The sequence below is a fragment of the Mycobacterium sp. SMC-18 genome (assembly GCF_045310895.1).
In the GTDB taxonomy this organism is placed as follows: Bacteria; Actinomycetota; Actinomycetes; order Mycobacteriales; family Mycobacteriaceae; genus Mycobacterium.
This window is the reverse complement of sequence record NZ_JBJIAL010000031.1, coordinates 34,867-48,083: the sequence shown is the minus strand read 5'-3', so window position 1 is coordinate 48,083 and position 13,217 is coordinate 34,867. Positions and strand designations below refer to the sequence as shown.

At 68.0% G+C, this 13,217-nt stretch carries 12 protein-coding genes and 1 tRNA gene; 4 read left to right on the top strand and 9 right to left on the bottom strand.

Annotated elements, in window-relative coordinates; translation table 11 throughout:
* Window positions 1-2: 2 nt before the first annotated feature.
* Both egtD and egtE read left to right on the top strand, forming a co-directional pair.
* Window positions 3-998, top strand: coding sequence for an L-histidine N(alpha)-methyltransferase (gene egtD / locus ACJH6J_RS22270; protein WP_212807351.1), 996 nt, complete (start codon window positions 3-5; stop codon window positions 996-998).
* Window positions 995-2,128 (top strand): ergothioneine biosynthesis PLP-dependent enzyme EgtE, encoded by a 1,134-nt coding sequence (egtE, locus tag ACJH6J_RS22265; RefSeq protein WP_212807350.1) that lies wholly within the window; start codon window positions 995-997, stop codon window positions 2,126-2,128. The genes egtD and egtE overlap by 4 nt, the downstream gene beginning before the upstream one ends.
* Before the next feature lie 3 nt (window positions 2,129-2,131).
* On the opposite strand, the gene ACJH6J_RS22260 is transcribed toward egtE, so the two are convergent.
* From ACJH6J_RS22260 to ACJH6J_RS22245, 4 genes are read right to left on the bottom strand one after another with little or no spacing between them, the layout of a single operon-like run.
* Window positions 2,132-2,827, bottom strand: a complete 696-nt coding sequence (locus ACJH6J_RS22260; protein WP_406801865.1) for a class I SAM-dependent methyltransferase — start codon at window positions 2,825-2,827, stop codon at window positions 2,132-2,134.
* 9 nt (window positions 2,828-2,836) lie between these two features.
* Window positions 2,837-3,583, bottom strand: coding sequence for a class I SAM-dependent methyltransferase (locus ACJH6J_RS22255; RefSeq protein WP_406801864.1), 747 nt, complete (start codon window positions 3,581-3,583; stop codon window positions 2,837-2,839).
* A complete protein-coding gene (locus tag ACJH6J_RS22250; protein WP_406801863.1) occupies window positions 3,580-4,449 on the bottom strand; it encodes an oxidoreductase in 870 nt (289 codons plus the stop codon). Before ACJH6J_RS22250 ends, ACJH6J_RS22255 begins: the two co-directional genes overlap by 4 nt.
* 15 nt (window positions 4,450-4,464) lie before the next feature.
* Entirely contained in the window at window positions 4,465-5,253 is a 789-nt protein-coding gene (locus ACJH6J_RS22245) for a PadR family transcriptional regulator (protein WP_406801862.1), read from the bottom strand.
* A gap of 143 nt (window positions 5,254-5,396) precedes the next feature.
* Here ACJH6J_RS22245 and ACJH6J_RS22240 point away from each other — a divergent pair, with 143 nt between their 5' ends.
* The gene (locus ACJH6J_RS22240; protein ID WP_406801861.1) at window positions 5,397-6,545 is read left to right on the top strand and encodes a cation:proton antiporter; all 1,149 of its coding nucleotides are present in this window, start codon (window positions 5,397-5,399) and stop codon (window positions 6,543-6,545) included.
* A 492-nt stretch (window positions 6,546-7,037) separates the two neighbouring features.
* A complete protein-coding gene (locus tag ACJH6J_RS22235) occupies window positions 7,038-8,309 on the top strand; it encodes a hypothetical protein (protein ID WP_346415096.1) in 1,272 nt (423 codons plus the stop codon).
* A 60-nt stretch (window positions 8,310-8,369) separates the two neighbouring features.
* On the opposite strand, the gene lfrA is transcribed toward ACJH6J_RS22235, so the two are convergent.
* From lfrA to ACJH6J_RS22210, 5 genes are all read right to left on the bottom strand, one after another.
* On the bottom strand, window positions 8,370-9,890 hold the full coding sequence (lfrA, locus tag ACJH6J_RS22230) for an efflux MFS transporter LfrA (RefSeq protein ID WP_406801860.1): 1,521 nt from the start codon (window positions 9,888-9,890) through the stop codon (window positions 8,370-8,372).
* Window positions 9,891-9,973: 83 nt separating this feature from the next.
* Window positions 9,974-10,549 carry a TetR/AcrR family transcriptional regulator gene (locus tag ACJH6J_RS22225; RefSeq protein ID WP_318985371.1) on the bottom strand — a complete coding sequence of 192 codons (576 nt, stop codon included), beginning with the start codon at window positions 10,547-10,549 and terminating at the stop codon, window positions 9,974-9,976.
* Window positions 10,550-10,699: 150 nt separating this feature from the next.
* Window positions 10,700-10,773, bottom strand: a tRNA-Pro gene (locus ACJH6J_RS22220).
* Between the two features lie 296 nt (window positions 10,774-11,069).
* A complete protein-coding gene (locus ACJH6J_RS22215; RefSeq protein WP_318985372.1) occupies window positions 11,070-12,170 on the bottom strand; it encodes a PLP-dependent cysteine synthase family protein in 1,101 nt (366 codons plus the stop codon).
* Window positions 12,167-13,117 (bottom strand): metallophosphoesterase, encoded by a 951-nt coding sequence (locus ACJH6J_RS22210; RefSeq protein ID WP_212807341.1) that lies wholly within the window; start codon window positions 13,115-13,117, stop codon window positions 12,167-12,169. Before ACJH6J_RS22210 ends, ACJH6J_RS22215 begins: the two co-directional genes overlap by 4 nt.
* Between the last annotated feature and the right edge of the window lie 100 nt (window positions 13,118-13,217).

Below are 13,217 nucleotides of genomic sequence, written 5' to 3'. Positions count from 1 at the left end.
CGATGACACCGAGCAAGACGGCACCGCTGCTGACCAACCATCTCGCCGCCGACTGGGCGCCCCGTGCGTTGCGGCGTGATGTCCGGGACGGCCTGTCGCAGTCGCCGAAATCGTTGCCGCCCAAGTGGTTCTACGATGCCGTCGGCAGTGACCTGTTCGATCAGATCACCCGCCTGCCCGAGTACTACCCGACACGCACCGAGGCGCACATCCTGCATGAGGCGGCGGCCGCCATTGTGGCGGCCTCCGGCGCGGACACCCTCGTCGAGCTCGGCAGCGGCACGTCGGAGAAGACGCGCATCCTGCTCGACGCGTTCCGGGACGCCGCGGCGCTGCGCCGGTTCGTGGCGTTCGACGTCGACGAGAACGTACTCAGCGCCGCGCTCACGCAGCTGTCCGACGAGTACGAGGGTGTCGAGATCAGCGGCGTGCGAGGTGATTTCGAGCAGCATCTGGGCGAACTGCCCGTGGTGGGCCGTCGGCTCATCGTGTTCCTCGGGTCGACGATCGGCAACCTGACGGCCGGCCCGCGGGCGGAGTTCCTCGAGAGCCTGGCCGCGGCGATGCGGCCGGGCGACACGCTGCTGCTCGGCACCGACCTGGTGAAGGACACCGCCCGGTTGGTGGCCGCCTACGACGACAGCGCCGGGGTCACCGCGCGGTTCAACCGCAACGTCCTGGCGGTGGTGAACCGGGAGCTGGATGCGGATTTCGATCTCGACCGCTTCGAACATGTGGCACGATGGAACACCGAGCACGAGCGTATCGAGATGTGGCTGAGGTCTGTTGCCGCGCAACAGGTTCAGATACGTGAGCTGGATCTGTCGGTGGAGTTCGAGGCGGGTGAGGAGATGTTGACCGAGGTGTCGTGCAAGTTCCGCCCCGAGGGCGTCGCGGCCGAGTTGGCGGCTGCCGGACTCCGGCAGACCGACTGGTGGACCGACCCCGCCGGGGATTTCGGGCTGTCACTGGCGGTCAAGCCGGACCTGCGGACGTGACCGGGGCCGATTCCGCCGTCGCGCGCCTGTGGCGCGCAGCCCGGCCCACACCGGCGGGCCTGCATCTCGACAACGCCGCGTGCTCGCGGCAGAGCTTCGCCGTCATCGACGCCGCGGCCCAGCATGCCCGGCTGGAAGCTCAGGTCGGCGGCTATGTCGCCGCAGAATCCGCGGAACCCGTGTTGGAGGGCGGACGGGCGGCCGTGGCCGCGCTGACCGGGATGGCCGCCGGCGACGTGGTGTTCACCACGGGTTCCAACAACGCGCTCAACCTCCTGCTCAGCAGTTGGGACGGCGACAAGACCATCGCCTGCCTGCCAGGCGAATACGGCCCCAATCTGGTGGTGATGGAAGCCAATGGATTCACCGTCCGGGAGCTGCCGGTTGACGGTCAGGGCCGCCTCGACGTCGAGGTGGCGGTCGCGCTGATGCAAGGTGACCCGCCGGCGCTGGCCCATTTGACGGCGCTCGGCAGTCACCGTGGGGTGGCCCAGCCGTTGTCCGAGTTCGTGGCGGCGTGCCATGCGATCGGGGTGCCGGTGGCGGTGGACGCCGCACAGGCGCTGGGCCATCTGGACTGTGCGGTGGCTCCCGACGTCATCTACGCGTCGTCGCGGAAATGGCTGGCCGGGCCGCGCGGGGTCGGCGTGCTGGCCATCAGTTCGTCTGTGTCGCACCGGCTTCGGCCGCGCATCCCGCTGCCGGAATGGGGGACGCCGCTACCGGTGCTGAAACGGCTTGACCTCGGTGAGGCCAATGTGGCTGCGCGCGTGGCCTTTTCGAAGGCCCTCGAAGAACATCTGGTGGCCGGGCCGGAACTGGTGCGGGCCCGACTGGCCGAGGTGGGGCGTCTGACCCGCACCGCGCTGGCCGGACTGCCCGGGTGGCGCGTGGTCGAGGACGTCGACGAGCCGACGGCCATCACCACGCTGGAGCCGACGCGCGGCGCCGACCCGAACTCGGTACGCACCAAGCTGATTACCGAGCACCATGTCGTCACGACCGTGGCCGGTATCGAGCGGGCGCCGTTCGAGATGAAGATCCCGGTGCTGCGGGTCTCGCCGCATGTCGACGTCACCGGCGACGAACTGGAGTCCTTCGCCGGTGCGCTGACTGCCGCGTCGACCTGACCGTCAGGCCTTGTGTGCCGTGAGCAGGAACGCCGGCATCTTCAGCCGGCCCTTCTCGTCGAGCGCGTGCGGCGGCATCTCGAGCGGCGGCTGCCCCGGCACCGATGGCGGCGCGACCATACCGGCGTGGATGAAGGCCGGCCGGATTTCGTCGATGGCCCAGTACTTGCCGACGGCTTCACGCAGCTCGTCCTCGGTGACCTCGTTGGGCTTCATCTCGGCCTCGGCCGGGAACGCGCCCTTGGCGAACACCAGGATGAAGTACTTGGCGCCCGGCGCGGCAGCGCGGAACACCGCCTGCTGGTAGGCGTCGCGGGCCTCGACCGGAATCGAGTGGAACAACGTCGAGTCCATGATGGTGTCGAATCGTCCGTCGAATCCGGTGAACGAGGTGATGTCGTCTTCGACGAATGTCGCGTTGGTCAGATTCCGTTCCGCGGCAGCCTGTTTCGCGGCGGCAACCGCGGTGGGGGAGAGTTCGATGCCCACGACGTTGTGGCCCGCGGCGGCCAGCGCGAGGGCCAGCTCTGCGTGGCCACAGCCCGCGTCGAGGACGTCACCGGTGACCTGACCGGCGTCGATCAGCGCGGCCAGTTCAGGCTGCGGCTCGCCGATGCTCCACGGCGGCGGACCGTCGAAACCGCCCTCCTGCCGGTAGACGCTGTCCCAATCCATCACTTCGTTCGACGAGTCGGTCATGCGTCCAACCTACGCGGGCGGCCGCCGGGTGGCGATGGCAATTTGCGGCGAGTACAGGCCGCTGCGCAGTTCGATGTCGACGCCCGCTGCGTCGGCCAATGCCCGCAGTGCGGACGGACTGTAGGCCCGCAGCGAGCTGATGACGCCGTCGTGCACGAACGGCACGAACGGGGCCAGCGGCAGCATGGCCGCCAGCCGCATCAGGTGCAATGGCGACGGTGGCCGGGGCAGGTCGATGATGAGCAGCTTGTCCGCCACCCGGGTGCCCTCGGCGAGCACCTGGACAGCGGCAGACGGCGGAAGATGGTGGAACGACAACGCGAAAACGGCCAGGGCATAAGCACTGTCGGCCGCGTCGATGGCCGTCGCGTCCATGCCGCGCACCGTCACCCGCGGATCGGAACCCAGGTCACCGGCGGTGATGGCCGCGACCGAGTCCGGCTCGAGGTCGGTGACCGTGAGGGTCGCCGTGGGGTGCATCTCCAGCACCTTCTTCGACAGACCCCCATGGCCCGCCCCCAGCTCGAGGATGCGGGGATCGGGAACCTCGGCGACTTCGTCCATGACGATGTAGGCGAAGCGCTCGTGGAGACCGAACCAATTGCCGGTGAGCTCCAGCGCGCGCACCACGCTGCGCTTGATCGCGGGGGCGATGTCGTCGCGGTCGAGGTATTCGGGTTGATCGGTCTGCAGCGCGCGATCGAGGCATGACGCCCGCGGGCCGCCGCGCGGCATGCGATCGATGTCGGCGCTCATCCGAGGGCCTCGGTCAACGTGGCGGGTACCTCGATGTCGGCCACCGCGCGGTTCTCCTCGAGATGCGCGACCGACGACGTGCCGGGGATGAGCAGCATGTTGGGTGCCGCGGCCAGGGTCCAGGCCAACGCGACCTGCGCGGGCGTCCGGCCGAGTTCGCTTGCCGTCTTGCGGATTTCGGGGTGGCCGAGCACCGGGTTCTCCGGATTGAACGCCGATCCCAGCGGGAAGAACGGGACGAACGCGATGCCGCGTGCGGTGCAGGCGTCCAGCACCGGCTGCGAGGATCGATCGAGGAGGTTGTAGGCGTTCTGCACGCACGCGATGTCGGTGCGCTGCAGCGCGATCTCGAGATGCTCGAGGGAGATGCTGCTGAGGCCGATGCCGTCGATCAGGCCCTCGTCGCGGGCGGCGATCATGGCCGTGAGCTGGCGGTCGAACAGGTCCCGGTCGACATCGCCGGGCGCACTGGGATCGCCGTCGGCGCCCATCACCCGCAGGTTCACCGCCGCGAGCCGGTCGGTGCCGAGGGTTTCCAGGTTCTGCTCGATCGCGGTCCGCAGTTCATCGGGCTGCTGTGCCGGCAGCCAGCCGCCGGTCTCGTCGCGGCGGGCACCGACCTTGCTGACCAGCGCGAGGCCCTGCGGATAGGGATGCAGGGCCTCGCGGATCAGCTGGTTGGCCACGTCCGGGCCGTAGTATTGCGCGGTGTCGATGTGGTTGACGCCGAGTTCCACCGCGCGTCGCAACACGGCGAGCGCCTGGTCGTGGTCACGTGGTGGGCCGAAAACGCCGGGCCCGGGCAGCTGCATGGCCCCGAATCCGATCCGGTGGACCTGGTACCGACCGAGCGCGTACGTCGTCATGCAGCCAGGCTAACGCTAGTCGGACTCGCCGAGAATCTGGTAGATCTCGCGGCGGGCGTTGTTCACGATGTCCAGGATGCGTTGCTGCTGTTCGGCATTCGCCGAGTGCACCGACTGTGCGACGGCGCCGAACAACTGCCCGAGCGCGTTGCGCAGGTTCAAGGCGGCCGGGTCGGCGCCTTCGGCGATCTCTTCCCACGGGGCGGTCTCGATGGCGTCGGCGGCGGTGCGGCCGTCCTCGGTCAGCTCGAAAGTCTTTTTGCTGCCATGACTTTCGGCGGGCTTGATCAGACCCTCGTCCTCCAGCAGTTGCAGGGTCGGGTAGATCGAGCCCGGGCTGGGCTTCCACAGACCGTCGCTGCGCGCGGCGATCTCCTGCGTCATCTCGTAGCCGTGCATCGGCCGCTCGGTGAGCAGCTTGAGGATCGCGGCCCGGACATCGCCGCGCCGGCTGCGACCACTGGCACGTCCGCGGCCACCGTGACGGCGCCCGCGGGGGCCGCCCGGTCCGAACGGGCCGGCGCCGAAGCCGGGGCCGAAGCCAGGTCCGAAACCGAAACCAGGGCCGAAGCCCGGCCCGAAGCCGAAGCCGCCTTCGCCGCGGTGATCCCGCACGTGGTCGCGGAACTGTTCGCGCATCTCGCGACGGGCTGCGCGGCGTTCGTCATGCCGAACGCGCCGGTCGGCGGGGCCGATGAACGGTGCGCGGTCGCCGGGAGTGAAGCCGAAGCCACCTCCGTGGGAGGGGCGATTGAAGGGGCCGCCGTCGAACGGGCGGCCGGGTGGGGTGAATGGGGTTTCCATAGATGTGTTCTCTCTTTCGGCGGGAGGCGCTCGATGCGCCTCCGATGCATTAACGATATATCGGAAACTATCGGTGCGCAACAGTCTGCTGAGAGTTGGCTGCGTCACGCGCCGACCGGAGCCTCCGCGTTTAGGGTGTGGCGATGGCGGGCGACTTCGGATTTCATGCCCTCGCGTTGGTGGCCGTCATCGGCCTCGTGGGGCCCTTGCTGGCGGCGGTGCCGAAGCTTCGGGTGCCCTTGATCGTCGGCGAACTCGCTGCCGGAATCGTCGTGGGGCGCACCGGTTTCGGCATCGTCGACGCGGACAACCCGACGTTCATGCTGCTGGCGGACATCGGCTTTGCACTGGTGATGTTCATCGTCGGGACCCATGTGCCGGTGCGCGACAGATCATTACGGGGCGACCTGCCCAGAGCGCTCTTGCGGGCGGTCGTGGTGGGCGCGTTCGCCGCGGTGTTGGGCGTGGTCGTCGCGCAACTGTTCGGCACGGGCCACGCCCCGTTGTACGCAGTCCTCATGGCGTCGTCCTCGGCGGCGCTCGCGCTGCCGGTCATCCAGTCGCTGGGGCTGACGGGACCGCCGGTGCTGTCGGTCACCGCCCAGATCGCGATTGCCGACGCCGCGTCGATCGTCCTGTTGCCGTTGGTCATCAATCCGGCGGGCGCCCCGCGCGCGGCGGTCGGAGTCCTGGCAATCGCCGCATGCACGGTCCTCCTGTACTTCTTCCTGCGGTATGAGGCCAAGCGTGGGTGGCTCAAGCGGATGCACAAGTACTCGCACAGTCGGCACCTGGCGCTCGAGCTGCGGATCAGCCTGATCGTGCTGTTCGGGTTGGCGGCGCTGGCGAAGTCGACGCACGTGTCGATCATGCTCGCGGGTTTTGCGCTGGGCCTTTGCCTTTCGGCGATCGGCGAGCCACGTCGACTGGCGCGCCAGCTGTTCGGCATCACCGAGGGGTTCTTCGCGCCGTTGTTCTTCGTCTGGCTCGGCGCCTCTTTGCAGGTACGGGAGCTGGGTGAGCATCCGGTCTTGATCGGGTTGGGTGTGGCACTGGGCGTGGGAGCGGTGCTCGCGCACCTCAGCGGCCGGCTCCTCGGCCAGCCGCTGTCGCTCGGGGTGCTGGCGGCTGCGCAATTGGGCGTGCCGGTGGCCGCCGCCACGCTGGGCACGCAACAGCAGCTGCTGAGTCCGGGCGAGCCGTCGGCGCTGATTCTCGGCGCGCTGCTGACCGTCGTGGCGACGTCCGTGGCCGGCGGGATCGCCCGGCGTCGGCAAACTGCGACGGCGTGAATTCCGCAGTCGCGTCCGGCCCGACGCACCGTCTCACCATGTGGACGCGCGGCCGGTGGAGTGCGCTCCGCGTGCGCCGTCCGCGGCTACGACTGACGCGCGCGCAAGTTATGCGTAGCGTAATTTGCTGAAACTGCAATTTTTCGACGCTTTCCATTTGCAGTGTGTTTTGTAAGCCACTCAATCCGTGGTGTGACGTGGGTCTCGTCATGCGATGAACAGCCCGAGTCGCGATTTGGGCGGTTCACCCCGACCAATTTGCTGTTTCGGTAGCGCAGCTAACTTGCTCGTCAGGGCAGCAATCTAACGGAATTGACAATTTCCTGACGGGTCGATTTTGGTTAGCTGGGAAATGTGTAGGTTCGTTAAAAATGCCTATCTACTAGGGGTAAATTTCTGCGCCACACGGGTGTCGCGATAACTGGGAGGACTCAAATGCAGCTCACAATGAAGCCGTATGTCACTGCGGGCATTGCCCTCGCAGGAGCGAGCGTGATTGCTGTGGCGCCGGTGGTGCCGCAGACCGAAACTCACTTGCCTGCGGTTTCGCACGTGCAGGTTTCCGATGTGCATCTGACGGCATTGGTCAACCCGATCGTGGCGCTGGGCAACATCTACAACGCGCTCGCCGAGACCGTCGGGCAAACCAGCTACATGGTGGAGACCAGCGTGAACCCGCTGGTGCGCCAGGTGGTGCTCGATGCGAACTACGGCGTGCAGCAGGGCATGCAGTTGATCGGCAACATCACCGGCGCGACGTTCACCCTCGGTGGCGCGTTGCCGGGAACCCTCGCCAACGTGCTGGGGAACCTCGGCACGCTCAACGTCAACGGCGCCATCGACTCGCTGGTGGGCGGGCTGCTTCCCGGCGGTCTGCAGTTGATCACGGGCATCAACGGGCCGGTGCAGAACATCCTGCAGCAACCGTTGGCCGTGGCGGAGGCCATGGTGCCCGCGGTGCTGGATTCGGTCACCGCTCTGGTCGCCGGCCTGGCCATCTCGACCGTCGGCATCGGCTGCGGCTCGTGCCTCGGAACCACGCCGGTGGTGCAGCAGGTGGTCAAGAGCGTGACGGGCATTCTGCAGTCGGTGCTGACCCTCAATCCGGGCACCATCTACAACGGCGTGCTCAACAATGTGGTGAGCCTCGTGCAGAACATTCAGAAGAATGTCACCGATTTTGAGACCGGCACCGTCCCGTACATCGTCAACCGGATCATCACGGCGCTGAACGTCAACCCGAACGCACCGGGCGGCGTCACCGTCCCCGTTGCCGCAACGACAACTGCCGCCCTGGCGGCGGCGCCGGCAGCCGAGACCTCGAAGACGGCCACGGAGTCCTCCGCCGCGGGAGCGGCTGACACGGCGACGACGACGAAGAAGGCGGCGGCGGCAACTTCGACCGAGACCGCCCCGGCGACCGACGCGGCGAAGGACGCCGACGTCAAGGCCGCGGATACCAAGGCTGCCGATACCAAGGCCGCTGACACCAAGGCCGCTGACACCAAGGCCGCCGACGCGAAGGACGCCGACGCCAAGGGTGCGACCAAGGATGCCGACACCAAGGCGACGGACACCAAGGGTGCCACCACGGATGCCGACACCGTGACGACGCCCAAGGACACCGCGCCCAAGACCAAGAAGGCGCAGAACCCCGTGTCCAAGGTCGCGAAGTCGATCGCAGGCGCCATCAAGGGTGCCACCAAGGCACCGAAGGCCCCGAAGGCGCCCAAGGCGTCCAAGGGCGATTCCGGTAGCAAGTAACTCACTACGCGACTGTGGCCCCACCGCCGAAAGGCGATGGGGCCACAGTGCATTCAGCGTCTACTGCCGGCCGCGGAAGGCGGCGGCCACGATTGCCGCGGCGATCAGAACCAGCGTCGCGGCTGTCGCCGCAGTGGCGCCGATCCCCGAATCGAAGGCGACGCGCGCCGACTCCATCAGGTGGTTGCCGAGCTCGGTCGGCAGGGTCCGAGCCACCGAGATGGCGCCGCCGATGCTCTCGCCGGCGTCGGCCGACTGGGCGGGCGACAGGGCGCCCGGCAGTTCGACGTTCGCGCGGTAGAACGCGGTGAACATGGTGCCCAGTCCGGCAGTGCCGATCACCGCGCCCAGCTCGTAGGCGGTCTCTGACACCGCGGACGCCGCGCCGGCCTTCTCCGACGGCACCGACGCCACGATGGTGTCGTTCGAGATCGTCTGCGACACACCGACACCCAGCTCCAGCACGGTGAACGACGCGATGACGCCGACCATCGTCAGGTCGTGACGGAACAGCACGATGAGCAGGAAGCCGGCGGCCACCAGCAGCAGACCGGTGACCATCAGCGTCTGCGGCGCGAACCGCTTGGTCAGCCGCACCACGGCGATGCCCGCGATGGTCGAGGCCGCCGCTCCCGGCAACATGACCAGCGCGGCGGTCAGCGGGGCCAGCCCGAGCACCAGCTGCAGGTGCTGCGACACGAAGAACAGGAACCCGATGAGGCCCACCATCGACAGGAAGTTCGCCAGGATCGACGCCGTGAACGGGCCGTTCCGGAACAGCCGCATGTCGAGAATCGGTGTGGCACTGCTGTTCTGCCGACGCACGAACCAGACGCCCGCAGCGACGCCCACGGCGACGGCCGCCAGCGTCACCGCCGAGATACCGTCGTGTGCGGAGGTCTTGATCGCCCACACGATCGGCAGCATGGCCACCAGTGACAGCAGCACGCTCAGCGCGTCGACCGGGCCCGGGTTCGGGTCCCGCGATTCCCGCACCAGCTTGGGCGCCAACACGAGCAGCGGCAGCAGGATCGGCACGGCGATCATGAAGACCGCGCCCCAGTGGAAGTGCTGCAGCAGCAGGCCGCCGACGATCGGGCCGAGGGCCGAGCCGGCCGCGAAGCACGACGCCCAGATGGCGATCGCGAGGCGGCGCGATGTGGCCTCGGTGAAGATGTTGCGGATCAGCGACAGCGTCGACGGCATCAGCATGGCGCCGAACACGGCGAGTGCGGCACGCGCGGCCACCAGGAAGCCGGCGCTGGGCGCGAACGCCGCGGCAGCCGAGATGACGGCGAACCCGACGGCGCCGATGAGCAACAGCCGGCGCCGGCCGAACCGGTCACCGAGGCTGCCCATGGTCACCAAAAGCGTTGCCAGCACGAGCGAATAGATGTCGACGAGCCACAACTGGGTGGCGGCCGACGGGCGGAAGTCCTCGGCGATGCGGGGCAGCGCGAAAGCCAGCACCGTGTTGTCGATGGAGACGAGCAGCACGGGCAGCATCAGCACTGCCAGCGCCCACCAATGACGTTGTGGGGTCCGGTTCGTCACCTCTTTGGTGACGAGACTGGTGGACATGAGAGCTCCTTAACTGTTCATGCGGCGGCTGTCCAAGCCGAAGTCAGCATGAAATATGTTGCGGTGAAACAAATTCAGGTGGATCAGGTTTGATCCGGGGTGATGGTGCCGGCCGTCAGGCTGGCCATGATGGCGTCGACGATCTCGACCCGCGGCGCGATGTTCCGGCGCAGTGCCTCATATCCGGCGTCGAGCAGGGCCCAGAAAACCAGGCGCGGCCACTCCGGTGGGCTGGTCTGCGGTCGTGCCGAAACCCGCGCCAGCACTTCGGCTATCGCCTCGTCGCCGGTATCGAGGATCGCGGACAACTCCGGATCAGCCACGATGGTCGGCTCGTTGTAGACGAAGGGCACGATGGGTCCGAGGTCCAGCTGGGATTCGACCACCCGGCGCAGCGCGGCGAGTGGGGGACCACAGGCCGGCTCGGCCTTGTCGATGGCGGCGTTGCACATGTCGTGCACATATAGGGCGACGGCGCGGATCAGCTCGGAGCGCTCGGGGAAGTACCGGTGCAGCGTGCTGCGGCCGACGTTCGCGGCGGTGGCGATGTCGGTCAAGGACGCCGCGGGGTTGGTCGCCAGGACGGCGGTGGCGGCATCGAGAATCGCCTTCCGGGTGCGCGACCGCACGCCAGTGTCGAACGATTTCAACTCAGCCATACGTCAAAAATAGCACGATTGGCCGAAAATGGGACATTGATGTCCCAATGTGGGGCTGGTGAGGGTGATCACGTCGCAGGTGGGGGCCACCGACCCCGGAAACGAAGAAGGCCCCGACCAGATTTCCCTGGTCAGGGCCTTGCTCACTTGTCGGGGTGGCGGGATTCGAACCCACGACCTCTTCGTCCCGAACGAAGCGCGCTACCAAGCTGCGCCACACCCCGCGTGAAGCTTCGACAGCCTATCGCACGGGTGCCCTCAGAAGCCAAACGGCCCTCGTCAGGTGAGATAGCCGCTGGTGGGCGGGGCTAGCGGCGAAGATCACGTCCATTCGAGGGATGGATTTTTGCGCAACGTGCGTTAAAACGGGTAACTCTGATGAACGGCAACCGAACGCCAGAAAGCGAGGAACGAACATGACCGGCTTGGGAGCTTTGCTCTACTGCGGATTCTTCGGTCTCGCGGCGCTGTGGCTGTTCGCGACTTCTGACTACCGGGCGGCCTGGCTGGGCCGTCAGGATCACGCCCAGCGGCCGGAGCGCTCGAACTCCGTCAGTGCCGCCACGGCGTCGGCGGACTCGAGCCCGCGACTGTTGACCCACGCGTCGTCGAAGTAGGTGTCGGCATAGCGGTCGCCGCTGTCGGCCAGCAGCGTCACCACCGAACCACTACGGCCCTGCGCCACCATCTCGGCCAGGAGCCCGAACGCGCCCCAGATGTTCGTCCCCGTTGACGGACCCACCCGTCGTCCCAGCACCTTGCTCACGTGCCGTGCCGCGGCCACCGAGGCCGCGTCCGGCACGCACACCATGGCGTCCACGACGCCCGGCAGGAACGACGGCTCCACCCGCGGCCGGCCGATGCCCTCGATACGCGACGACGCCCCGGTGAACACCTCCCGGTCGCCCGTGGCCCACGACGGATAGAACGCCGAGTTCTCCGGGTCCACCACGCACAGCCGCGTGGCATGGCGCCGGTAGCGCAGGAACCGCCCGATCGTGGCGCTCGTACCGCCGGTGCCCGCCCCGACCACGATCCACTCCGGGATCGGGTGGGCCTCTTCACGCAGCTGCGAGAAGATCGACTCCGCGATGTTGTTGTTGCCCCGCCAGTCGGTGGCGCGCTCGGCGTTGGTGAACTGGTCGAGGTAGTGGCCGCCCGTCTCGCGCGCCAGACGCTCCGCCTCGTCGTACACCTGTGACGACTGTTCGACGAAATGGCAACGGCCACCCTGGTTTTCGATGAGCTCGATCTTGGCCGCGCTCGTCGACGACGGCATCACCGCGATGAACTCCAGCCCCAGCAGCGCCGCGAAATACGCCTCGGACACCGCGGTGGATCCGGACGACGCCTCGATGACCGTCGTGCGCGGGCCGATCCAGCCGTTGCACAACCCGTACAGGAACAGCGACCGGGCCAGCCGGTGCTTGAGGCTGCCGGTGATGTGCGTGCTCTCGTCCTTGAGATACAGCTGGACGTCGACGCTCGCGCTCCACGCGGCGGGCAGCGGATAACGCAGGAGATGGGTGTCGGCGCTGCGCCGGGCGTCGGCCTCGATGAGGCGGACGGCGTTGTCGACCCAGCCGCGGTCGACGCCGCGCGCCGCCACCGGCGCGGTCACCGCGCCGAGACGGCCGGCTGCGTCATGTCGGCGCCGATACCGGCGTGCCCGCCGCCTGTCGGGGCGGCCACCAGGGTCAGCAGCGTCACCTCGGGCCGGCAGCAGAAGCGCACCGGCGTGTACGGCGAGGTGCCCATGCCGGCCGACACGTGCAGCTGCGTGTGGGCGCCCCAGCGGGACGGGCCCTTTACCCGGGAGGTGTCGATGTCGCAGTTGGTCACCAGCGCGCCGTAGAACGGCACGCACAGCTGCCCGCCGTGCGTGTGGCCGGCCAGCACCAGCTGGTAGCCGTCCTCGGCGAAGCGGTCCAGCACGCGGGTGTACGGCGCATGGGTGACGCCCAGCGACAGGTTGGCGGCCGGGTTGGGCCGGCCGGCGATGGTGTCGTAGCGGTCGCGGTTCAGGTGCGGATCGTCGACGCCGGCGACGGCGATGAGCTGCCCGTTGACCTCGATCTCACGGCGGGTGTGCGTCATGTCCAGCCAGCCGCGCTCGGTGAACGCCGCGCGCAGGTCCTGCCACGGCAGCGGCCGCCCGGTGATCCGCTTGTGCTTGCTGAACAGGTAGTTGGCGGGGTTCTTCGGCTTCGGCGCGAAGTAGTCGTTGCTGCCGAACACGAACACCCCGGGCACCGCCAGCAGATCGCCCATCGCCTGCACCACCGCCGGCACCGACTTCGGGTGCGAGAGGTTGTCACCGGTGTTGACCACCAGATCGGGCTCCCAGCGGGCCAGCTCGCGCAGCCATGCCTGCTTGCGGCGCTGCGCCGGCATCATGTGCAGATCACTCAGATGCAGCACCCGCAGCGGCGACGATCCGGGTGTCAGCACCGGCATGGTGACCTCGCGGACCACGAACGCGTTGCGCTCGATGAGCGAGGCGTAGGCGAGGCCCGCGGCCAGGGTTCCGGCGACGGTGACGGCTGCGTTGCGGGCGATGGCAGACATGCAGGCAGCCTACTTGCTCAGCGCGGGGATTGGCCCGTTGTCGCTGGTCATCGTTAGAAAGCCCACAGGGTTGGCTTAGGTCGTTCTGAGGTTTCGGCCC